General features: G+C 69.7%; 16 protein-coding genes. 12 read left to right on the top strand and 4 right to left on the bottom strand.

Going from position 1 to position 22345, the window contains the following annotated elements:
- Window positions 1-61: 61 nt before the first annotated feature.
- The 8 genes from RDV84_RS19705 (at window position 62) to RDV84_RS19740 (ending at window position 9254) form a co-directional block, all read left to right on the top strand.
- Window positions 62-2764 carry a TonB-dependent receptor gene (locus RDV84_RS19705; RefSeq protein ID WP_309151321.1) on the top strand — a complete coding sequence of 901 codons (2703 nt, stop codon included), beginning with the start codon at window positions 62-64 and terminating at the stop codon, window positions 2762-2764.
- Window positions 2765-3108: 344 nt separating this feature from the next.
- Entirely contained in the window at window positions 3109-3372 is a 264-nt protein-coding gene (locus RDV84_RS19710; protein WP_158229762.1) for an acyl carrier protein, read from the top strand.
- 14 nt (window positions 3373-3386) lie between these two features.
- Entirely contained in the window at window positions 3387-4559 is a 1173-nt protein-coding gene (locus RDV84_RS19715) for a radical SAM protein (RefSeq protein WP_078995620.1), read from the top strand.
- 43 nt (window positions 4560-4602) lie between these two features.
- Window positions 4603-5568 (top strand): ABC transporter ATP-binding protein, encoded by a 966-nt coding sequence (locus RDV84_RS19720; protein WP_309151322.1) that lies wholly within the window; start codon window positions 4603-4605, stop codon window positions 5566-5568.
- Window positions 5558-6382 carry an ABC transporter permease gene (locus tag RDV84_RS19725; protein ID WP_309151323.1) on the top strand — a complete coding sequence of 275 codons (825 nt, stop codon included), beginning with the start codon at window positions 5558-5560 and terminating at the stop codon, window positions 6380-6382. The genes RDV84_RS19720 and RDV84_RS19725 overlap by 11 nt, the downstream gene beginning before the upstream one ends.
- A 3-nt stretch (window positions 6383-6385) precedes the next feature.
- On the top strand, window positions 6386-7198 hold the full coding sequence (locus RDV84_RS19730) for an ABC transporter permease (RefSeq protein WP_057947609.1): 813 nt from the start codon (window positions 6386-6388) through the stop codon (window positions 7196-7198).
- Window positions 7195-8265: a hypothetical protein gene (locus RDV84_RS19735; RefSeq protein WP_309151324.1), complete on the top strand. Its 1071-nt coding sequence runs from the start codon at window positions 7195-7197 to the stop codon at window positions 8263-8265. The genes RDV84_RS19730 and RDV84_RS19735 overlap by 4 nt, the downstream gene beginning before the upstream one ends.
- Window positions 8262-9254, top strand: a complete 993-nt coding sequence (locus RDV84_RS19740) for a Gfo/Idh/MocA family protein (RefSeq protein WP_309151325.1) — start codon at window positions 8262-8264, stop codon at window positions 9252-9254. The genes RDV84_RS19735 and RDV84_RS19740 overlap by 4 nt, the downstream gene beginning before the upstream one ends.
- Here RDV84_RS19740 and RDV84_RS19745 read toward each other — a convergent pair.
- A complete protein-coding gene (locus tag RDV84_RS19745; RefSeq protein ID WP_309151326.1) occupies window positions 9251-10378 on the bottom strand; it encodes a hypothetical protein in 1128 nt (375 codons plus the stop codon). The two genes, RDV84_RS19740 and RDV84_RS19745, sit on opposite strands and share 4 nt — an antisense overlap.
- Before the next feature lie 9 nt (window positions 10379-10387).
- The gene (locus RDV84_RS19750; protein ID WP_309151327.1) at window positions 10388-12631 is read right to left on the bottom strand and encodes a glycoside hydrolase family 3 N-terminal domain-containing protein; all 2244 of its coding nucleotides are present in this window, start codon (window positions 12629-12631) and stop codon (window positions 10388-10390) included.
- Between the two features lie 239 nt (window positions 12632-12870).
- Between RDV84_RS19750 and RDV84_RS19755 the strand changes: the two genes are divergently transcribed.
- The 3 genes from RDV84_RS19755 (at window position 12871) to RDV84_RS19765 (ending at window position 18129) form a co-directional block, all read left to right on the top strand.
- On the top strand, window positions 12871-14460 hold the full coding sequence (locus tag RDV84_RS19755; protein ID WP_309151328.1) for an acyl-CoA ligase (AMP-forming), exosortase A system-associated: 1590 nt from the start codon (window positions 12871-12873) through the stop codon (window positions 14458-14460).
- Between the two features lie 278 nt (window positions 14461-14738).
- The gene (locus RDV84_RS19760; RefSeq protein WP_309151329.1) at window positions 14739-17015 is read left to right on the top strand and encodes a DOMON domain-containing protein; all 2277 of its coding nucleotides are present in this window, start codon (window positions 14739-14741) and stop codon (window positions 17013-17015) included.
- Window positions 17016-17103: 88 nt separating this feature from the next.
- The gene (locus RDV84_RS19765; RefSeq protein ID WP_250450765.1) at window positions 17104-18129 is read left to right on the top strand and encodes a MupA/Atu3671 family FMN-dependent luciferase-like monooxygenase; all 1026 of its coding nucleotides are present in this window, start codon (window positions 17104-17106) and stop codon (window positions 18127-18129) included.
- 85 nt (window positions 18130-18214) lie between these two features.
- Here RDV84_RS19765 and RDV84_RS19770 read toward each other — a convergent pair whose 3' ends face one another.
- Both RDV84_RS19770 and RDV84_RS19775 read right to left on the bottom strand, forming a co-directional pair.
- Window positions 18215-18967 carry a glycoside hydrolase family 16 protein gene (locus RDV84_RS19770; protein WP_197414853.1) on the bottom strand — a complete coding sequence of 251 codons (753 nt, stop codon included), beginning with the start codon at window positions 18965-18967 and terminating at the stop codon, window positions 18215-18217.
- A gap of 342 nt (window positions 18968-19309) precedes the next feature.
- Window positions 19310-21181, bottom strand: a complete 1872-nt coding sequence (locus RDV84_RS19775; protein WP_309151330.1) for an ATP-binding cassette domain-containing protein — start codon at window positions 21179-21181, stop codon at window positions 19310-19312.
- Window positions 21182-21390: 209 nt separating this feature from the next.
- On the opposite strand from RDV84_RS19775, the gene RDV84_RS19780 reads away from it, so the two are divergent.
- The gene (locus tag RDV84_RS19780; protein WP_078995610.1) at window positions 21391-22188 is read left to right on the top strand and encodes a class I SAM-dependent methyltransferase; all 798 of its coding nucleotides are present in this window, start codon (window positions 21391-21393) and stop codon (window positions 22186-22188) included.
- Window positions 22189-22345: the final 157 nt, after the last annotated feature.

A 22345-nucleotide genomic window follows, 5' to 3' on the forward strand; every position in this document is an offset into this window, starting at 1 on the left:
TCCCCGACGCCAGCCATCGCGGGCCCGCCGGCCCGAGTCGCCGTACAACCAGGAGCCCACGATGAAAAAGCATCCCAGCGGTGTTCGACCCAGCGGCCTCGCCGCCGCGGTGGCCGCGGTACTGATCGGCTGCGCGGCCGCGCCGGCGGTTGCGCAATCCGCCGCCGCGCAGCCAGCCGCCGCGGCCGATGCCGACGCGCCAGCCGCGACCGCGCAGGCCGGCGCCGGCGAAGCCCGCGCCACCCTGGAAACCGTGCGGGTGTCGGCCACGCGCCTGGAATCGGAGCTGCTCAAGACGCCGGTGACGGTCACCGCGGTGACTCAGGAAGCGCTGACCCGCGAAGGCGTGCGCGACGTGCGCGGCCTGTCCGGCAGCATGCCCAACCTGCAGATCGCCTCCGGCCCGGATTCGGGCGTGCAGGTCAGCATCCGCGGCATCGGCGCCAACAACTTCACCGAAATCGGCGACCCGGCCGTGGGTCTGCACGTGGCCGGCCTGTACTCGCCGCGTCCGCAGGGCGCGCTGGCGCTGATGTTCGACGTCGACCAGGTCGAAGTGCTGCGCGGCCCGCAGGGCACGCTGTTCGGCCGCAACTCCACCGGCGGCAGCATCAACATCATCCCGGCCAAGCCGCGCTTCGATTCCAGCTTCGGCAGCGCCGAGCTCGACGTGGGCAGCTACAACCTGCGCCAGCTCAACCTGATCCAGAACATCGCGGTCAACGACCGCTTCGCCCTGCGCTTTTCCGCGACCAAGGTCGAGCGCGACGGCTGGATCGACCAGAAGCAGGATTTCACCGATGTGAACATCCCCGAGCGCGGCTTCGTCGCCGACGGCATCCCGGACGTGGACCAGCGCCGCAACGTCAAGGTCGGGCGCGACAAGTACTACTACAACCGCGACGAATGGGCGCTGCGCCTGGCCGCGCGCTTCGCCTTCAGCGACGACGTCGAGTGGCTGCTGGCCTACGAGAAGTTCCAGAACGACGGCGCCGGCCAGGTGGCGATGAAGGACTGCGGCCAGGCCGCCGGCACCCGCTTCGCCTGCACCGGCGGCAAGTGGGACGTGAACATCAACGTCCCCGGCAAGACCGACATGTCGATCGACACGGTTCGCTCGAACCTGATCTGGCTCATCGGCGACAGCAACAGCCTCGAATACAACGTCGCCTTCGCCACCCAGAAGCGCTCGCAGATTTCCGACGACGACGGCGGCTACCACGAGATTCCCTCGCAGGTGACCGCCACCTTCCCGGTCCCGCCGGAAGGCGACTGGGGCGTGTGGCCGGTGCGCGACAACACCTCGATCACCCTGGATTCCAAGTACCGCTCGGTCGTGCACGAACTGCAGTTCAAGCACCAGGGCGAGCGCCTGAGCCTGGTGTCGGGCCTGTTCTGGATGCACGAGAAGAACCAGATCGACTACGCGCAGGAATTGCTGGTCAACGCGCCGTTCGGTTATCCGATCAGCCAGCTGTACCATCAGCCCGACCGCCAGGTCGACGCCAAGGCGATCTTCACCCAGGCCGACTGGCGCTTCGCCCCGACCTGGACCGCGACCTTCGGCGCGCGCTACAGCCGCGATGAGAAAACCGACCGCGGCGGCCAGGTCTACGGCGGTTGGGACACCGAATCCACCGCGTACTACAACGGGCTCTACAACCCCGGCACGCCGGGCCAGCCGGGCTTTCGCCCGCACAACGGCCGCGACCTGACCGAACGCATGGGACCGTTCGGCGGCATCGACGCCTACAAGCTGTGGGGCCCGCCGGCGGAGAACGAACACTCCGAATCCTGGCGCAAGACCACCTGGCGGCTGGGCCTGACCAAGGCGCTGTCCGACGACGAAATCCTGTTCACGTCGCTGTCCACCGGCTACAAGGCCGGCGGCTTCGGCGACAAGGACGACAAGTGCGGCGGCAAGGTCTGCATCGACGGCCCGGCCGGCCCGCAGTACACCTTCTTCCCGTACAAGCCCGAGACCGTCGCCAACTTCGAGATCGGCTACAAGGGCCTGCTGCTGGACAAGCGCCTGAGCCTGTCGGTCACTGCCTTCTACAGCCGCTACAAGGACATGCAGGTGACCGGCGATTTCTACGCCGCCAAGGTCCACGTCGAGCAGCCCTGCCCCGACTTCGACCCGACCTGCGACGTGATCAAGAAATGGCAGACCGTCAACGTCGGCACGGTCAACATCCCCGGCGTGGAAGTCGAATTCGACTACCTGCCGACGCCGAACACCCGCATCGGCGGCTTCTTCTCGTACATCGACAGCAAGATCAAGGACTACCCGACCTTCAGCGACGAATGGAACTGCGGCGTGCGCGAAGAGTTCGGCGCGCCGCCGTGCCCGCCGCCGTACAGCGGTTCCGATCCGCGCCTGGCCGGCCGCCAGATCTACGACATCACCGGCCACCACCTGCCGATGACGCCGAAGTTCACCGCCGGCGTCAACGTCTCGCACACCTTCAAGTTCGGCAACGGCTATGAGTTGGTGCCGTGGGTCAATGTGAAGTGGCAGGACAAGATGTACTTCACCTTGCGCAATCTCGACAACCCGCACGTCTCCGACGCGCAGGAGGCCTACACCACGGTCGATGCCAGCCTGAGCCTGCAATCGCCGTCGTTCTGGCGCGCGGAGCTGTATGTGCTCAACGCCACCGACAAGATGAGCAAGAACTGGGCCGACGACGCCGGCGGGTTCATCCGCGCCTACTGGAACGATCCGCGCACGGTCGGGTTGCGGGTGCGCTTCGAGTATTGATGCGCTGCGGCCCCTCTTCCGCGCGGGAGAGGGGCCGGGCCGCCGCCGCGCGTTCGTCCTCGGGCCGGCGCGCACCGACACGCGCGATCGCTGCGTGGCGCTACAAGCGAGTCGCGGAAAACTGCGCTGCACGTCACTGAAATTCATTCCCGACGCCGAATCCCGACACGCGCGATCCATCCGGTCGCCACCATCCTTGCGTGCGCCAAAGCCCACCGGTAGAGTTGAAACCGGTTACATACGACGGCCGCAACGGCCGCGGCGGACGATGCGCAAGCCTCGCCGCCCGGCTCGCAGCCAAACAGTCCGTCTCTTTGGGGAACCCGGTGATTCGCGAAGACTATTTGCGCAAGGTCGCTGCCGCCATCGCCACGGTCGAGGACAATCCCTCGCTCGCCGCGGACATCGGCTACTCCACCGACATCATCAACGAGGTCGGCCTGGACAGCCTGAAGATGACCGACTTCATTCTCGGCCTCGAGGACGATTTCGGCATCAGCATCGATTTCGACAAGGTCGAGTACGAGACCTTCACCCGCGTCGACCGCCTGATCGATTTCCTGATCGACGCCACCGGCGCGTCCGCGCCCTCGCCCGTCGCGTCCTGAGCGGAGCGCACCACATGCAACCCCAGTCGTCCGCCGCGCTCGACCGCCACGCGTTCGAGCGGCTCAAGCAGTCGATCCGCAACAAGGCCGAAAGCAGCCGCGGGCTGCGTCGCGATCCGGGCTACGCCACGGCGATTCCCGAAGAGATCGGGATCAAGCTCAACAACCGCTGCAACCTGCGCTGCACCCACTGCTTCGAGTGGAACGAGGACGGCTACCACCACGACATGATCCACAGCACGGTGCGCGACGAGGTGCCGATCGAACTGCTGCGCAGCGTGCTCGAACAAACCCGCGGCGCGAGTTCGAAGCTGTTCCTGTGGGGCGGCGAGCCGCTGATCTATTCGCAGTTCGGCAAGATGGCCGAGCTGATCGCCGCCGAAGGGCGCTGGACCACGATCTGCACCAACGCGATCACCACCGAGCGCCGCTACGACGACCTGGTGAAGATGTCGGCCAACCTGGAGTTCCTGGCCAGCCTGGAAGGCTTCGAGCAGGAGAACGACGCGATCCGCGGCAAGGGCACCTACGCCAAGGTGATCAAGAGCGTGGACCTGCTGCTGGATTCCAAGCGCCGCGGCGAGTACCGCGGCGAGGTCGCGGTGCAGCTGACGATCAACGACTCGATGATCGGGCGGCTGTACGAGTTCGTCGAACACTTCGAGCGCGTCGGCGTGGATTCGGTCCACCTGACCTTTCCCTGGTACATCTCCGGCGAGACCGCGGGCGAGATGGACCGCTACGTCGGCGAGCACTTCCCGTGGGCGATGCCGAAGCTGGACTTCCTCAAGCCCAGCTGGCACTCGTTCACCTACAGCCTGTCCGAGGAGCATCACCGCGCCCTGGCCGACGAAATGGCGCGGGTCTCGGCCCGGGTCTGGAACACCCGCGTGCGCTTCAAGCCGGCGCTGGAAGACGACGAACTGCTCGACTTCATCCGCGGCAGCTCGCGCCCGGGCCAGCGCCGCAGCCAGTGCCTGGCGATCACCAACCGCATCGACATCCTGCCCAACGGCGACGTTTCCAGCTGCAAGTTCTTCCCCGAGTTCTCGATGGGCAACCTCAAGGACGCCAGCCTGCAGGAGGTCTGGCACGGCGAGCGCTTCGGCGAAGTGCGCAAGACCCTGGCCTGCGGGCTGATGCCGGCGTGTTCCAAGTGCGTGCTGCTCTACCTCAACGGGCGCTGAGGCCCATGCGCGGCGGCGCCGACGGCAACTGGAAACGCAAGGCATGATCGAAGTCGAACGGCTGTCCAAGACCTTCGCCTACCACACCAAGAAAGAAGGCCTGCTGGGCTCGATCGGCAATCTGTTCCACCGCCCCACCCTGCACAAGCAGGCGGTCAGCGAGGTCAGCTTCCGCATCGAAGGCGGCGAGATCGTCGGCCTGCTCGGCCCCAACGGCGCCGGCAAGTCGACCCTGATCAAGATGCTGTCGGGCATCCTCTATCCCACCTCGGGTTCGGCGCGGGTCGCCGGCTACGTGCCGTGGGAGCGCGCGCTGGCGTTCCGCCGCAGCATCGGCATCGTCATGGGCCAGCGCTCGCAGCTGTGGCCGGACCTGCCGGCGATGGACAGCTACCTGCTCAACCAGCGCATCTACGACGTCGAGGAAACCGCGTTCCGGCGGGTGATCGGCGAACTGTCGGAACTGCTCGACGTGCGCCGGCTGCTCGACATCCAGGTGCGCCGGCTGTCGCTGGGCGAGCGGATCAAGCTCGACCTGATCGGCGCGCTGCTGCACAGCCCGCGCGTGGTGTTCCTCGACGAGCCGACCATCGGCCTGGACTTCGCCGCGCAGAAGAGCATCCGCGGCTTCATCCGCGACTATTGCGCCCGGTTCGGCGCCACCATCGTGCTGACCAGCCACTACTCGACCGACATCGAGGACCTGTGCCGGCGGGTCATCGTCACTCACCACGGCAAGCTGCTCTACGACGGCGAACTGGCGCGCATCGCCGACCGCTTCTCGTTCGCCAAGATCGTGCGCTTCCGCGTCCGCTCGCCGGCCGCCGCGGTGGCGCTGCCGTTCGACTACGCGCTGCAGGAGAAACCCGACGGCGAGTACTGGATCGAAGCGCGCTCGGAGCACGTCAACGAGGTGATCCGCGTCCTGCTCGACCGGCTCGAGGTCGAGGACCTGCGCATCGAGCACCTGCCGCTGGAACGCAGCATCGAGTCGTTGTATGTCGGCTGAGGCCCCGGCAAGCGCGCGCCGGCGGCGCCCGTCCGCGTCGCTGCATGCGGTCGCGCTGGGGCTGCAGGAAGCGATGCAGCACAAGGCCGACTTCGCGCTCGGCTTCGTCAGCGCCGCGTTCCCGCTGTTCGTGCAGTACTACCTGTGGTCGTCGCTGTACGCGCGCGGCTACTCGATCCCGGGCTACGCCTACGCCGACGCGCTGCTGTACTCGGTGCTGGCCGCGGTGGTCGGGCGGCTGGTGCACACCGGCTTCGAGTACGAGGTCGGCAACGACATCAAGCACGGCGGACTGGCGCGCTACCTGGTCCAGCCGGTGGCCTATGTACGGCTGCGGCTGGCCCACTTCGTCGGCGGCAAGCTGCCGGTGTACGCGATCATGGGCGCCCTGCTGCTGGCCGCGCTGGCATTCGGCGGCGCGGCCGCAGGCGAGCGCCTGGGGCTGTTGCCGGCGGTGCTGGCCGCGGTCGCGCTGGGCGTGGCGATCAATTTCCTGATCTTCCTGTGCGTGAGCTTCACCTGCTTCTGGTTCGACGAAGCGGCCTATCTGTTCGAGGGCATCCGCATCGGCATCGTCGTGCTCAGCGGCGGCATCGTGCCGCTGGCGGTGTTCGGCCGGGCCCAGGACGTGCTGCACTGGCTGCCGTTCCGCTACATCATCTCCGCGCCGATCGAGATCGCGATGGGCCGGATCGAAACCGCCGCGCTGCCGCAGTTGCTCGGCGTGCAGGCGCTGTGGGTGGCCGTGTTCGGCCTGATCGCCTGGGCGATGTGGCGCGTCGGCCTGCGCTCGTTCATGGCCACGGGGGGCTGAGCGATGCTGGGCGAACTGCTGCGCCACCTGCGCATCTACGGCGTGCTGCTGCGCAACTCCTTCATGGTGCAGATGGAGTACCGCTTCAACTTCTACGCCGGCCTGGTCATGGAGACCGGCTTCCTGCTCTCGAAGCTGGCCTACGCCTATGTGATCGTCAGCGCCGACGTCGACTTCGGCGGCCTGCGCCCGTCCGAGGCGCTGGTGGTGCTGGGCTGCTACACCCTGCTGACCGGGTTCTACACCTGCTTCTTCATGGCCAACAACTTCGAGCTGTCGGCCAAGATCCGCAACGGCGACCTCGACCTGGTGCTGGTCAAGCCGGCCTCCGGCCTGTTCCTGGTGTCGTGCGCGCGCGCGGAGTTCAGCCTGCTGCTGCCCAACGCCATCGCCGGCATCGCGATGATCGTCTACGGCGCGCAACTGTCGGACGTGCCGCTGAGCGCGGCGACGGTGGCCGCGACCCTGGTCGCGCTGGGGCTGTCGCTGTCGGTGGCCTACGCGATCATGATCCTGCCGCAGTTCCTGGCGTTCTGGTTCGGCACCACCCACGCGGTGACCCAGCTGTCGCATTCGCTGTGGGACCTCAACACTGTCCCGGCCGCGGCGTTCGCGCGCGGGGTGCGGCTGTTCGGCACCTTCGCCCTGCCGATCTTCATGGTCACCAACTACCCGGCCTATCTGTTGCTGGGCAAGCTGCCGGCGCACGGCTACCTGTGGCTGCTGGCCGCGCCGGTGGTCTGGCTCGGCCTGACCGTGGCGCTGTGGCGGTTCGCCCTGCGCGCCTACAGCAGCGCCAGCGGGTGGTCGCAGTGAGCGCGGTCGAGGCCGCCGCCGCAGTCGCCGTCCCCGAACGGGTGCGCCTGCCATTGGCGGCGCCGTCGATCGACAGCTATCCGCAGCACGCCTACTACCTGTCGGTGATGGAGCTGCAACCCGGCGCGATCGACTGGATCTGCAGCAACTACCTGCAACTGTCGGCGTTCCCGGCGCCGGAGACCGACGAGCTGTTCTTCTTCGACTTCTTCGTGCCGGAGATCGAGAAGCACATCAATCCCTGGCTGTCGTTGCAGAAGATCGACCGGCGCTACTTCGCCGCGCTGACCGGCGACCCGGTGGCGGCGCTGCGCGACGCGCTGGCGCGCGGCCACTACCCCAAGCTGCCGCTGGACGAGTTCCATGTGCCGGGCACCGACTCGCACCAGCGCGCGCACTATCCGCACCCGTCGCTGCTGCATGGCTACGACGAGCAAGCGCGGGCGTTCGAGTTCTCCGGCTACCTGCAGGGCCGCTACGCGCAGGCGCGGATCGGCTACGACGCGCTGCGCCGGGCGGTGGACGGCCTGGCCGAGTGCGGGCCGCCGGAATATCCGGACCTGTTCCTGGTCAAACCGCAGTGCAACTGGCCCTACCCGCTCGATCCGGTCGCGGTCGGCGAAGGCATCGCCGACTACCTCGGCGCGCGCAATTCGATGGCGCGCTACCGCACGATGATGTCGCCGGTGGACATGCGCTTCGGCGTGGACGTGTACGAGGCCTTGCGCAGCTATGCGCTGGCGGTCGCGGCCGGCGCGGCGCGCAGCAATCCGCTGCCCGCGCACTTGCTGTACGAGCACAAGCGGCTGATGGCGCGGCGGGTGCGGCGGCTGCTCGAACTCGGCACGATCGGCCTCGCCGGCGCCGCCGGCGCGGACGACTGGACCGCGCGCGCCGACGCGGTCGCCGAACTGGGGCTGCGGCTGCGCGCCGAGTACCTGAAGCTGCACCGGCGCCCGCAGCGCAGCGCGCCGCCGGACGCGCTGGAGCGGCTGATCGACCGGCTGCGCGCGAGCGAGACCGCATTGCTCGGCGACCTGCTCGCCGCGCTGAAGACGCCGGCGTGAGCCTGCGCATCGGCGTGCTCGGCGTCGCGGAGATTTCGCCGCTGGCGATCTTCCGCGCGGTCGCGGCCCTGCCCGGCGCCGAACTGGTGGCGATCGGCTCGCGTCGCCCGGGCGCTGCGCAGGCGCAGGCGCGCCTGCACGGCCTGGCCTGCGCCTGCCTGGACGACCAACAACTGCTGGCGCGGCGGGACATCGACTGGGTATACGTGCCCGCCGCCAATACCGACCATTACCGCGACTGCGAGGCCGCGCTGCGCACCGGCAAACACGTGCTGGTCGAGAAACCGGCGACGCTGTCGGCGCGGGAACTGCAGGCGCTGATCGCGCTGGCGACGACGCACGGCCTGAGTCTGGTCGAGGCGATCATGACCCGCCATCACCCTTGGCAAGCCTGGCTCGCCGAACAGGTGCGCGCGCGCACCTGGGGCCGCCTGCTGCGCCATTCCACCCGCCTGCGCCACGGCCTGCGCGAAGGCGACCGCTTCCGCCTGCGGCCCGGCGGCGGCGTGCTGTGGGACGACGGCGTCTATTGGCTGCAGGCCGCGCAGGCGGTCGCCGGCATCGACTTGGGCGCCTACGCGATCGAACAGGCGCAGGCCGATGCCGTCGATGTTCCGACCCGCGTACGCATCGAGCTGACCGCGCCCGATGGAATGAAGACCGATCTGGAAGCCGAGTTCGCCCTGCCGCGCCAGGCGGAGCATGCCTTCGAGTTCGAACGCGCCCGCGTCGTGATCGGCGACTTCTTCCGCGCGCGCATCGGCCGGCACAAGATCCATCTCGACATCGCCCATGCCTCGGGCGAACGCGAACGGGTCAGCTTCGACGAGCAGAACTACTACCTCAACCAGCTCGCCTATCTGGCCGGAGACGCGCGCGACCAGGACTGGCCAACGCAGGCGCAGCGCAGCGTCGAGCGCATCGCGATGCTGGAAGCCTTGCACGGGCGCTTGCGGCCCACGCTCGATGGCCCCTCGGTCGACGGTTAACGCGCGTCCAGTTCCGCGGCCAGTTGCCGGCAGTACTCGGGCACCTGTGCGCGGTCGCGCAGCAAGCGCGCGTGCATCCGCTCCAGCGCCTCGCGCTGCGCGCCGTCCTCGCGCCATTGCTCGAACCACGCGCCGTAGCCCAGCGCGATCCAGGCCTCGGCGTTGGCCTGCTCGTGCTTGCCCGACGGCGCCAGGAACAGCACCGGCGTGGCTGCGGCCATCGAGTCGATCAGGGTCGAGCCGCCCGGCTTGGACACCACCGCCAGGCTGGCGCGGGTGATCCCGAACAGGTCCGGCACGGCGTCGGATTGGCGATAGCGCAGCTCGCCGTCGGCGTCGGCGAAGCCCAACCGCGGGAACTCGCCCAACTGCTCCGGCCCGGTGTCGCGCCAGGCGCGCCACTGCGGGTCCAGCAGCAGGTTGCGCACGCCTTCGCGCGGCTGCAGGTCGGCGGCCGATCCGCGCACGATGCTGGCGCGATAACCGGCGGCGAGCACATCGTCCACCGCCGAGGCGAACGTGCCCACGCTCCAGCCGCCGCCGTGCAACAGCAGTTCGGGCGGGCGCTGCGCGTGCGCGACCGGCGCGGCTTCGCCGATCTCCAGCCGGAACGCCGCCCGCGGCGCGGCGCGGTCGATGAAGTAACGGTGCTCGGCCTGCGCGAACTCGGGGCGTTGCGCATACGGCAGCCACGACGGCGACGGCACCGAATCGATATGCAGCGCTTCCAGCGTGCAGTGCGCGCGTTCGCGCGCATAAGCGGCGGCCCACGGCAACCAGAAGCCGGACAGCGCCAACAGATGCGTCGTGCCGGCGGCGTCGAGCCGCGCCGCGAGCGCGGCCAACGCGGCGGCGTCCAGCGTCGGCGAAATATCGCGCACCAGCTGCTGCGACATGCGCAGGGCGCGGAAGTCGCGCTGGTGGCGTTCGCGCGCGCGGATCAGCGCGTCCTCGACGTCGGCGGGCTGGAACGCTTCGAGCACGAACACCCGCCCGCGCACGCCATGGCTGCGCAAGCGGCGGGCGATCTCCAGGCCCGGCAGATAGACGCCCAGGGCGACGCCCGAGCACAGGATGGCGACTTCGCGAACCGGCGTGTCCGCTGTCTCCGCTATTTCCGCCATCCGCGCGGCTTAGCCTCGATCCGCGTCGGCGGCGGGCCGTTCGAAGGCCGGCCGTTCGAAGGCGGGGCGTTCGAAGGCAAGCAGTTCAAACGCGACCGGCTCGCCGGCATCGGCCGACGGCGCCACCCACAGGTCGAACCAGCCCGGTTCGGCGACCAAGCGGTTGTCGACGCCGCGGAATTCCAGGTCGGCGCGGGTCAATACGAACTCCACCACCCGGCTCTCGCCCGGCGCCAGCGCGATCTTCTGGAAGCCCTTGAGCTCGCGGATCGGCCGCACCCGGCTGGCGACGCGGTCGCGCAGGTACAACTGCACGACTTCCTCGCCCGGGCGCTGGCCGACGTTGGCGATGCGCGCGCGCACCTGCAGGCGGCCGTCCCACGCCAGCCCGGCGGCGCTGAGTTCGACCGCGCCGTATTCGAAGCGGGTGTAGCCCAGGCCGTGGCCGAACGGATACAGCGCGGTGTTGGCGGTCTCGCGCCAGCGCGTGCGGAACGCCTCCAGGCCGGTGCCGGGCTGGTACGGCCGGCCGCTGGAGGTGTGGTTGTAGTAGTAAGGCTGCTGGCCCGAATCGTGCGGGAAGCTGATCGGCAGGCGGCCGCTGGGGCTGTGGTCGCCGAACACCAGATCGGCGACCGCATGGCCGGTCTGGGTGCCGAGGAACCAGGTCACCAGGATCGCCGGCGCCGCCTGCAGCGCCGGGCTCAGCGCCAGCGCGCGGCCGTTGCGCAGCAGCACGATCACCGGCGTGCCGGCGCCGATCACCGCCTCGGCCAGCGCCTGTTGCGCCGCCGGCAGCACGATCTGGGTGCGCGACTGCGCCTCGCCGGTGTAGCGCGTGGGCTCGCCGACCGCCAGCAACACCGCGTCGGCGCCGCGCGCGGCCGCCAGCGCGGCCTCGATGCCGCCGTCGATGGCCTCTTCCATGCCGCAACCGTCCACCACCTGCAGCGAAGCCGGATCGGCCAGCGCCGCGCGCAGGCCGGTTTCCAGATCGATCTCGCGGCTGCTGTCGCCGAAGATGTTCCAGCAGCCGGCCAGGTTCTCGCGGTCGCGCGCGAACGGGCCGATCAGGGCGATGCGCTGGCCGGACTTGCGCAGCGGCAGCGTTTCGCCGTCGTTCTTGAGCATCACCACGCTGCGCCGCGCGGCGTCGCGCGCCAGCGCGTCGTGCGCGTCCAGGTACGGCGCCGGGCCCGGCGGGGGGGCGGTCAGCGAGCGGTAGGGATTGTCGAACAGCCCCATCCGCGCCTTGACCGAAAGGATCCGCCGCACCGCGGTGTCCAGCGTCGCGGTGGCGACCTTGCCCTCTTCGACCAGCGCCCGCAGGTGATCCATGTACACGCCGCTCTGCATGCTCATGTCCAGGCCGGCATCGAGGCTGAGCTGGGCGGCGTGCTTTTCGTCGGCGGCGAAGCCGTGTTCGATCAGCTCGAAGTCGGAGGTGTAGTCGGACACCACGAAGCCTTCGAAGCCCCACTGCTCGCGCAGGATGCCGGTCAGCAGTTCGCGGTTGGCGGTGGCGGGCACGCCGTTGATGTCGTTGAACGAGCTCATCACCGTCAGCGCGCCAGCGTCGATGGCGGCCTTGAACGGCGGCAGGTGCACGTCGAACAAGGTCTGCGGCGCCAGGTCGACGGTGTTGTAGTCCAGCCCCGCGGCGACCGCGCCGTAGGCGGCGAAGTGCTTGGGCGTGGCCAGCAGCGAATCGTCGGCGGTCAGATCCGGGCCCTGGAAGCCGCGCACGCGGGCGCGGGCGAAGGCGCAGGCCAGGAAGGTGTCCTCGCCGGTGGTCTCGGCGACACGGCCCCAGCGCTGGTCGCGGGCGATGTCGACCACCGGGGCGAAGGTCCAGTGCAGGCCTTCGCGGGTGGCTTCGATCGCCGCCGCGCGCGCGGTGCGTTCGGCCAGTTCCGGCTCGAAGCTGGCGGCCTCGCCGAGCGGGATCGGGAACACCGTGCGCATGCCGTGGATGACGTCGGCACCGAGCAGCAGCGGAATGCCGAGCCGGCTTTCCTCGACCGCGATGCGCTGCAGTTCGCGGCCCTCGGCCGCGCCCACGCCGTTGAACAGCGCGCCGACTTCGCCGGCCTGGATCAGCTCGCGGGTGCGCTGCGGCCCCCACTGGAACGAATCGGGGTTCACGTCGAAGGCGAAGGGACGGATCGAATCGGCCAACACCGAGAGCTGACCGATTTTTTCCTGCAAGGTCATGCGAGCGATCAGTGCATCGATATCAACGCGATCCGCCATTACGAGATGCACCTTGCGTGAAATAATCGTTCAGTTATGGTATGTAATCGATTACATGGCTGTCAACCGGCGGGCCTGTGCGCGGTCGGGCATACGGGCGGAATTCTCGCTCTTCGCCCGCCGCGGCGACAGGCGCGGGCAGCGGCGCGCCAGCGCCGCCGGGCGACGGCTTCGATGCGGCTGCTTCGCGTTCGCGCGAGCGCCGCACCCCCACCACTGCGAGCCCGACCGTCCGCCCGATGATCACCCTGCTCGATGCCTTGCGCCGCCAGGCCCGCGACGTCCCCGATGCGATCGCGCTCGAACACGACGGCGAGACCTGCAGCTACGCGCGGTTGGCCCGCGACGTCGACGCGCTCGCCGCGGGCCTGCACGGCCATGGCTTCCAGGCCGGCGAGCGGATCGCGCTGTATCACGACAAATCCATCCGCATGGTCGCGATGCTGTTGGCGATCCTGCGCGCCGGCTGCATCGCGGTGCCGGTCAATCCCAAGCTCAAGCCGGCGCAGGTGCGGCACGTGCTGCGCGACAGCGACGCCAGTGCGCTGGTCGCCACCGGCCTGCGCGCGGCCGAACTGGGCCGGCACAAGGCGCTGGGGCGGGCGCGGACGCTGCTGACCGATTCGCGTCCGGCGGCGCCGGACGTCGCCGCCGCGCCGGCGCTGTACTGGGAGGACTGCCTCGCCGCCGATGCGGCGCCGCCGCCCGCGCAGCCCATCGACGCCGACGTGGCGCTGCTGATCTACACCTCCGGCTCCACCGGCCTGCCCAAGGGCGTGGTGCTCTCGCACCGCAACCTGGTGGCCGGCGCGCAATCGGTGGTGGCCTACCTCGGCATCGACCGCGACGAGGTCATCCTCGGCTTGCTGCCGCTGAGCTTCGATGCCGGCTTCAGCCAACTCAGCACCGCACTGGTCGCCGGCGCGCGGCTGGTGCTGCACAACTACGCTTCGGCGCGCTTCGTGCCGGCGCTGTGCGCGGCCAGCCGGGTCAGCCTGATCACCGCGATTCCGCCGCTGTGGGCGCAACTGGCGGCGGCACCGTGGGGCGAGCAGGCCCGCACGGTGCGCACCATCGCCAACACCGGCGGCCACATGCCGGCCTCGCTGCTGCGCGACCTGCGCGCCGTGTTCGCGCAGGCGCGGCCGTTCCTGATGTACGGGCTGACCGAAGCGTTCCGTTCTACCTATCTCGATCCGGCGCAGATCGATCGCCGCCCCGACTCCATCGGCAAGGCGATCCCCAACGCCGAAATCCTGGTGCTGCGTCCCGACGGCAGCCGCTGCGATCCCGGCGAACACGGCGAGCTGGTGCATCGCGGCGCATTGGTCGCCCTGGGCTACTGGAACGACCGCGCCAAGACCCGCGAACGCTTCCGCCCGCTGCCGCGTTCGCTGCGCCGCGGCGCCCTGCCCGAGTACGCGGTGTGGTCGGGCGACATCGTGCGCGCCGACGAGGACGGCTTCCTGTACTTCGTCGGCCGCCGCGACGAGTTGATGAAGATTTCCGGCTACCGGGTCAGTCCGACCGAGATCGAGAAGGCGCTGATGCGCTTCGGCGGCATCCGCGAGGCGGTGGTGTTCGGCGTCGACGACGAAGCGCTCGGCACCGCGCCGGTCGCCTTGCTGGTGCCGCAGGACCCGGCGTTCGACCTCGCCGCCGCGCTCGCCCACTGCAAGCGCGAACTGGCCGGCTACATGGTGCCGCGGCTGGCGGTGTGCGCGGCCCTGGCGCATTCGGCCAACGGCAAGATCGACCGCGCCGGTTCGCGCGAGCTGTATCTACGCATGCAAGCGCAAGCGGCGGACGCCGCGCCGGTGCCGGCTTGACCGCCACGGACGCGTTCGACACCATCGGCGCGGCTGCGCGCCCCGGTTCGCGGCCCTGCGCATCGGGCTCGGCCGCAAGCGCGTTGGCGCGGGACATCAGGCTACAGGCGGCGCCAGCGGCGACGCCGGACAGGAAGCGAGGAATGCCGACCGGATCCAGCGATGCCCGCATGCGTGGCCTGCGAGCCAGCGCCAACCAAATCCGCTCCAATCGAGCCCGCTCCAACCAAGCCTGCTCCAACCAAGCCCGCTCAATCCCGGTCTGCGCCACGGCCGCCTTGCCGATTCGAACCCGCCCCGCCCCGGCCGTCGCCCGGGTCCTGCTCTGCGTCGCCGCCTGGCTGACGCCCGCGTGCGCGGCGCTGGCGATCGAGGCGCGGCGCCTGGACGCGTCGTCGCCGTCGTTTCCCGCGCCCGCCGATTGGGACGCGGCCGAGCGCCACGATGCGTTCTGGATGTACAAGCCGCGCGACGGCGTCGCCTCGCCGCTGCGCACCCAGGTGCAGGTGGCCTGCGACGACCAGGCGCTGTTCTTCCGCGTGGTCGCCGACGGGCAAGGCTCCGGCGGCGTGCGCGCGCCGCTGGCGCGGCGCGATCAGATCGCCGACGACCAGGACTACGTCAGCGTCTTCATCGACACCAACGGCGACGGCAAGTCGGCCTACTTCTTCCGGGTCAATCCCAGCGGCAGCCTCGCCGACGGCACCTACGTGGCGATCAGCGACAACCAGGACTTCCATCCCGACTTCGACGCCAGCGCGCGCGGCGCGGCCAACGCCGACGGCTACGCCGTGGACCTGCGCATCGCGCGCTCGCAATTGCGCAACCGCGGCTCGGACGGGCGCGGCTGGCGCTACCTGGTGATGCGCAACGTGCCCGGCGCCGAACGCATGATCCTGGCCAGCGGCGAGCTCAAGCAGAACGCGACCAGCTACCTCAGCGCCAGCCAGCCGCTGGACATGGCCCGCTGCCCGGGCGCCGGCGGCGAATGGGAGGCCGGCGCGCACCTGACCGCGCGCCGGCACGAGCAGAAGACCGGCGCGGTGTCGCAGTCCGACGGCGTCGATACCCAACTGGGCGGTTATCTCAAGTGGAGCGACGGCGCGCACCTCGCCGTGCATGCGACCTACCGGCCGGATTTCTCCCAGGTCGAGCTCGACATCCCGCAGTTGCAATCCAACGCCCAGTACGCGCTGTTCCTGCCGGAAAAGCGCGATTTCTTCCTCGAAGACACCGACCTGCTGGAACTGCCGACGCGCTCGCAGCTGCAGGGCGGCGGCGGCGGGCTGGCGGTGTACACCCGCACCATCACCGACCCGCGCTGGGGCGCGCGCATGAGCTACCGCAACCAGGGCCGCGACTTCACCGCTCTGGTCGCCGACGACCGCGCCGGCGGCGTGGTCGCGATCCCGGGCCCGTTCGGCACCGCCTATGTCGCGCAGCCGGCCTCGCTGCTGTTGCTGGAGCGCGCCAGCCTCGCGCGCGGCGCCTGGCGTTTCGGCCAGTTCCTCAGCCATCGCGGCTACGAGGGCGCCGGCCGCAACACCGTCGCCGGCGCCGACGCGTCGTGGCAGCCCAGCGCCATCGCCAAGGCGCGGGCGATGCTGCTGTTCTCGGCCACCACCGCGCAGCCGCAACAGGGCCTGCTGCGCCCGGGCGAGCGCAGCCAGGGCACGTATGCATTCGCGGACTGGGCGCGGTTGGGACGCGACTGGGAAACCTCGCTGACCCTGGAACGCGCCAGCGAGGATTGGCGCAACGACACCGGCTACATGCCGCAGTCGGATTTCGCCCAACTCACCGGCGTGGTCACCCGGCGCTGGCGCTTCGACGGGCCGTGGAGCAGCATCAGCGCGTTCGTGTGGACCGCGCATTCGCAGACGGTTTCCAGCGGCGAGACCATCCTCACCCGCTACGCGCCGGGCGTGTGGTTCTCCGGCCCGTACGACCTGCAACTGGTGGCCGAATACCACCCCGGCGAGCGCCGCCGCGTCGGCGGTTACGGCGCCCGCCTGCACCGCATGGACCAATGGTTCTTCCAGGTCTCCAGCAGCCTCAGCCAGACCGTGCCCGCGCTGTCGTTCGAGATCCTCGCCGGCGACCAACTCGACTACGCCGCCGACGCCCTCGGCCGCGGCTACCAGGCCAGCTTCAGCGGCAAGATCCGTCCGCTGGCGTGGCTGGAAGTGCAGCCGCGGGTCAGCTACTGGTACATGAACGCCTCAGCGCACGACCTGCACGCGCGCGAGACCTCGGCGCAGCTGCTGGTCAACGCCAACTTCGAGGCCGGCAGTTTCCTGCGCCTGATCGCCCAGTACAGCCGCAACCGCCGCCAGGAACCGCTGCTGCGCGGGCCGGCGCCCGATCCGTCCGGACTGGCGCTGCCGGATTGGCTCGACCGGCGCGGCAACCTGCAATCGCTGGTGTATTCCAACAACGCGCATCCGCGTTGGGGGTTCGACGTCGGCGCGACCCGTTCGCAGGACTATGCCTCCGGCGATCCCAAGCGCTACGTGCTGGACCTGTTCGCCAAGGTCGTGGTGAGGCTGCGTTGAACGCGGCGGCGGCGTGCCTGCCCTTCCACCGGTGCCGGCCGCGCTCGCCGCGCCGCGGCGGCGCCCCGCGCGCGAGCGACCCGCAAGGATGAAGATCAGCCTGTTCTTCTTCGGCGCCGACTCGGACCAGGCCGACAAATACCGCCTGTTGTTCGACGCGGTGCGCTTCGCCGACGCCCACGGCCTGTATGCGGCCTGGGTTCCGGAGCGGCATTTCCTGCGCTTCGGCGGGCTCTACGGCAATCCCAGCGTGACCGCCGCGGCCATCGCCGCGATCACCAGCCGCCTGCAGATCCGCGCCGGCAGCGTGGTGATGCCGCTGCACCATCCGCTGGAAGTGGCCGAGGCCTGGTCGATGATCGATCACTTCAGCAACGGCCGGGCCGGCATCGCCATCGCCAGCGGCTGGCACGTCAACGACTTCGTGCTCGCGCCGGAGCGTTACGCGCAGCGCGGACCGATCATGCTCGACAGCATCGAGTTGGTGCAGCGGCTGTGGCGCGGCGAAAGCGTGGAATTCGCCAACGGCGAAGGCGTGGCCACGCCGACCGCGATCCTGCCGCGGCCGCTGCGGCCGGACATCCCGGTGTGGATGACCGCGTCCAGCGAGGACGGCTGCGCGCTCGCCGGCGAGCGCGGCTTCGGCCTGCTGACCTCCAACTTCGGCAACAACTACAGCCTGGACGTGCTCGGCCGCAAGGTCGCCCGCTATCGCGCCGGCGCCCGTCCCGGCGCGCAGTTGACCCTGATGATGCACGCCTACGTCGGCGCCAGCGCGCAGGACGTCGCCGCGCATGCGCTGCCGGCGATGATGGACTACCTGCACAGCAACATCGCCATGCAGGCCTCGCAGGACGCCGGCCGCGGCGAGGACCGCGGCTACGCCGAACTGCAGGGCCGGCGCGAGCGCAAGTTCCTGCAACTGCGCGCCGCCGCCAACATCAACAGCGAACTGAGCTTCGTCGGCACGGTCGAGGACTGCGTGCGCCGCGCGCGCACGCTGCAGGCCGCCGGCGTGGACGAGATCGCCTGCCTGATCGACTTCGGCATCGCCTACGACGCCACCATGGCCGGCCTGCAGCGGTTGGCCGAGGTCGCGCGACGGCTGGCCTGAGCCGCGGCGCGGCGCCGGCGAGCGGCGGCGACGCCGAAGCCGCGCGCCGCCGCGCACGGCGGCGCGCGCCCTCCCCGGACGCGGTTTACTGGCGGCGGTACACGCGCACGTAGTCCACGTGCATCTTCGCCGGCAGCTTGCTTTCGTCGATGTTGAAGCCCGGCCAGTTGCCGCCGATGGCGAAGTTCAGCAGCACGAAGAAGTCGCGGTGGAATTCCTCGGTGCCGTTGATGTTGTTCTGGATGTTGGCTTCGTGGAACTTGTTGCCGTCCACGTACCAGCGGATCGCGTTGGCGTCCCATTCCACCGAGTAGACGTGCCAGTCGGCGACGCCGACCGCGGTGTTGCCGCCGTACTGGGCGTAGTTGCCGTTATGGTCGCGCCAGTGGATGGTGCCGTAGCTGCGGTTCTCGTTGTTGATGTGCTCCATGATGTCGATCTCGCCCGAATCGGGCCAGCCGACCTGCGGCAGGTTGGCGCCGAGCATCCAGAACGCCGGCCACGCGCCCATGAACGAAGGCAGGCGCATGCGCGCCTCGATCTTGCCGTAGCGTACGTTGCGCAGGCCCTGGGTCTTCATCCGCGCCGAGGTGTAGCGGAAGCCGTTGAAGTCCTGGCGGCGCGCGGTGATCACCAGCGCGTTGTTCTCGATCCCCGCGTTCTCGCGCCGGTAGTACTGGCGTTCGTTGTTGCCCCAGCCGCCGCTGCCGTTGCCGGTCTCGAAGGCCCAGCTCGGCCCGATCGAGCCGTTGAATTCGTCGCTCCAGACCAACTGCCAGCTCTGCGCCGCGGCGCTGCCGGCGAACGCGCAGGCGAAACACAGGACCAGCCCTTTCATCAGCCGCTTCATGGTGTCGTACCTCTGCTGTCTTCGTGGGGAAACCGCCGGGGCCGTCGGGCCGCCGTCGCCGCGCACGCCGGTCGCGCCGCGGCTGGGGCCGACGCTGTCCTGCAATGACAGCGCTGTCAACGATCGGGACGCGCGGGCTTGCGTTTGCTGGGCGAGTTCACATTCCAGGCGTGGGCCGGTCGACGATCCGGATCGACGCGAACGATCGGCGTGCTGCACGACAGCACGCGCAGGCGCCGCGCGGCGGCCGCGCAAGCGCAGCGGTCCGCTGTTCGATGCGCGAATATCGATCTGCTGGCGCCGCCTCGCCCCGGGGCGCGGCGCTCGCGCTCAGCCGGCCGCGTCCCCGGCCAGCGCCGCCGCTTCGTCCTGGCGCAGGCTGGCCGCGCGCAGGCTGGCGTAATCGGCCGACGTCCGCGCCAACTGCGCTTCCGAGCCCTGCGCGACCAGCCGGCCGTCGACCATCACCAGCACTTCGTCGAAGTGCCGCAGCAGATCCAGCCGATGCACCGAGGCGATCAGGCAGGCATCGGCGAATTCGGCGAACAGGTTGGCGTAGACCGCCGCCTCGGTGCGCGCGTCGAGGCTGGCGGTGGGTTCGTCGAGCAGGATCAGCGAGCTGCCGCGCGCGGCCAGGATGCCGCGCGCCAGGGCCACGCGCGCGCGCTGGCCGCCGGACCAGTTCGAGGCGTGTTCGGCGATCGATACCTGCAAAGGATCGCCGTCGGCGGGCAGGAAATCCTTGACCGTCGCCAGTTCCAGGGCGCGGTCGAAGCCCTCGGGGTCGGGCTGGCCGTGCAGGGATTCGCACATCGCCAGGTTCTCCGCCAGCGAGGCTTCGAACAGCTCGGCCTCCTGCGGGATCAGCGTGGTCGATCCGCGCAGGTAGCGCGCAGCCTTCAACGGCGCCTGGATCGACGCGTCGTCGCCGGGATGGCCGGCATTGCGCGCATCCGGCTCGACCACGATGCGTTCGGCCACGTACAGCCCGGCGAGCACGCGCATCAGCGTGCTCTTGCCCGAGCCGCTGCTGCCGATCAGCGCATAGCGCTTGCCGCGCTGCAGGTCCAGGCGGATGCGGTCCAGGGTCGGCCCGGCCTCACGCCCGGCGACGTGGCGGAACACCAGATCGCGGATCTCGCAGCGCTGCCACTGCTGCGCCTGCGCCGGTTCGTGCAGGCTCTCGTCGACCGGATGGTCGCGGATCACGTCGGCGCTCTGGTAGTTGGCGTACTGGGTGGCGAAGGTCTGGAAGTTCGCCGCCACCGCCGCGACCACCGCACCGGACTGCAGCGCGTATTCCCACACCATGTAGACGCTGCCGAGCATCAGCTTCTGCCCGTCGCCGGCCGCGCGCAGCACCAGCCACGCGTACAGCCCGACCAGGCAGCAGCTGAGCAGGCGGCTGGCGACGTCGACCGCGCACCACTTGATCTCGTTGATGACGATCATCCGCCGCAACGGTTCGAACACCTTCTCGACCAACTGCCGCAGCGAACGGATGAACGGCCGCGCCTGGCGCAGCGCCAGCACGCTGGTCGCGTTGCCCAGCGCGTCGGCGAGCACCGCGGTGTAGCGGCGTTCGGCGTCGTTGGTCTGGATCGCCAGGCGCACGATCGCGCGGTCGAAGCCGACCACCGCGCCGCAGATCGCCAGCAGCCCCAGCGCGGCGGTGGCGCCGACCATGGGATGGATCACGATCAGCGCGCCGATCGGACCGATCAGCCGCACCGCGCTGCTCAAATAGATGAACTGGCTTTCGGCGAAGGTGCCCAGCGACGAACTGCTTTGTTGCACGCGGTGGGCGCTGGCGACGGAGTGGTTGCCGTCGTGCCAGGACAGCGGGAACGCCAGCAGCCGGCCGGTCAACGCGGTGGCGACGCGCTCGCGCACGCTCAGGGCGACGTTGCGTTCGAGGATCCGGCCCGGGCCGTGGATCAACCAACTGACCAGGGTCGCGCCGAGCACCGCCGCCAGCCACAGCGCCGCTTCGCCGGCGCCGGCGTTGCCGCGCGCCTGCAGGATGTTGAAGGCCTTGCCGACCAGGTAAGGCACCGCCAGCAGCACCACCTGCGCGCCGACCAGCAGCGCCATCGCGCTCAGCAACGCGCCGCGGCGGCCCTTGGCCTGGGACCACAGCTCCCGGTACAGCTGCAGCACCGGGGCGCGGTGCTTGCCCGATTTCGCGTCGTCACTGTCCATGCGATTCCGGCAATGGGACCAAGTGGAAACAACGGAGGAGAACCGGGCGGCGGGCGGCCCTGGGCAGGCGCCTGCCGCGTCCGGCGGATCAATGTAATGCACCGGTCGCGAAACACAACCCACGTGCGCGGCGGCGTCTTGTGAGTGCCTTGTGAGCGTCCGGAGGCCATGCAATACTCGCGCGGCGAAGGCGACCGTCGGAGACAAGCATGTCACAACGCGCCATGATCGACGGTTACGACACCGCCATGCAGGGCGCGGTGATCGAGGCCTATTACGGCTCCAGCGATTTCTATAATTTCGGTTTCTGGTCGGCCGACACCGGCAACCAGTCGCAGGCCTCCGAGGCCCTGGTCGCGCGCCTGCTCGAGTTCATTCCGCCGGACCGCCGCGACGGCCGCATCCTCGACGTCGCCTGCGGCTTGGGCGCCTCCAGCCGCCACCTGCTGCGCCATTTCGCGCCGCGGCAGATCGTCGGCATCAACGTCTCCGAACGCCAGCTCGAACGCGCGCGCCACAACGCGCCGGGCTGCGAGTTCCGGGTGATGGACGCGACCGCGCTGGAGTTTCCCGACGCCTCGTTCGACAACATCCTGTGCGTGGAGGCCGCGTTCCATTTCGACACCCGCGCGGCGTTCCTGCGCGAGGCGCTGCGCGTGCTCAAGCCGGGCGGACGGCTGGTGCATTCGGACATCCTGATGGCGCCGCTGCCGCAGACCACGTCGGTGCGCACGCATATTCCCAACGCCAACGCGATGAGCGACCCGGCCGAACTGGAGCGCGCGATCCTCGCCGCCGGTTTCGCCCGCGCCGAGGTCGTCGACGCGACCGAACAATGCTGGACGCCGTTCCTGCGCTCGGTGCGGCGGTTCAAGGCCGCGCACAAGCCGCCCGGGCCGAGCACGCCGCGGGCGCGGCGTTCGGCGCCGATCTTCTTCAATCCCGAGTACCTGGCGCGCTTCATCCGCCGTTACGTGCTGGCCTGTTCGCACAAGTCGGCGGACTGAGCCCCGCCCCGGGATCGTCGTTTCCCCGCAATACAGCAGTCGCCGCAACAAGCATCGGTGCGCGCTTGCGCGCCCGAGACGAACAAAAGCCCGACCCGCTTTCTTCTTGCCTGCAACACGGATGTCGACCCACGGATAGTCCAACGCCGCGTATCGG

This window comes from Lysobacter yananisis, assembly GCF_031199375.1.
Taxonomy (GTDB): domain Bacteria; phylum Pseudomonadota; class Gammaproteobacteria; order Xanthomonadales; family Xanthomonadaceae; genus Lysobacter; species Lysobacter yananisis.

What these genes read in the sequence shown, in the direction of transcription:
- RDV84_RS19770 (WP_197414853.1), bottom strand. Translation starts at nt 18,967, where the DNA reads ATGAAAGGGCTGGTCCTGTGTTTCGCCTGCGCGTTCGCCGGCAGCGCC.
- RDV84_RS19725 (WP_309151323.1), top strand. Translation starts at nt 5,558, where the DNA reads ATGTCGGCTGAGGCCCCGGCAAGCGCGCGCCGGCGGCGCCCGTCCGCG.
- RDV84_RS19715 (WP_078995620.1), top strand. Translation starts at nt 3,387, where the DNA reads ATGCAACCCCAGTCGTCCGCCGCGCTCGACCGCCACGCGTTCGAGCGG.
- RDV84_RS19745 (WP_309151326.1), bottom strand. Translation starts at nt 10,378, where the DNA reads ATGGCGGAAATAGCGGAGACAGCGGACACGCCGGTTCGCGAAGTCGCC.
- RDV84_RS19720 (WP_309151322.1), top strand. Translation starts at nt 4,603, where the DNA reads ATGATCGAAGTCGAACGGCTGTCCAAGACCTTCGCCTACCACACCAAG.
- RDV84_RS19750 (WP_309151327.1), bottom strand. Translation starts at nt 12,631, where the DNA reads ATGGCGGATCGCGTTGATATCGATGCACTGATCGCTCGCATGACCTTG.
- RDV84_RS19780 (WP_078995610.1), top strand. Translation starts at nt 21,391, where the DNA reads ATGTCACAACGCGCCATGATCGACGGTTACGACACCGCCATGCAGGGC.
- RDV84_RS19730 (WP_057947609.1), top strand. Translation starts at nt 6,386, where the DNA reads ATGCTGGGCGAACTGCTGCGCCACCTGCGCATCTACGGCGTGCTGCTG.
- RDV84_RS19775 (WP_309151330.1), bottom strand. Translation starts at nt 21,181, where the DNA reads ATGGACAGTGACGACGCGAAATCGGGCAAGCACCGCGCCCCGGTGCTG.
- RDV84_RS19705 (WP_309151321.1), top strand. Translation starts at nt 62, where the DNA reads ATGAAAAAGCATCCCAGCGGTGTTCGACCCAGCGGCCTCGCCGCCGCG.
- RDV84_RS19765 (WP_250450765.1), top strand. Translation starts at nt 17,104, where the DNA reads ATGAAGATCAGCCTGTTCTTCTTCGGCGCCGACTCGGACCAGGCCGAC.
- RDV84_RS19755 (WP_309151328.1), top strand. Translation starts at nt 12,871, where the DNA reads ATGATCACCCTGCTCGATGCCTTGCGCCGCCAGGCCCGCGACGTCCCC.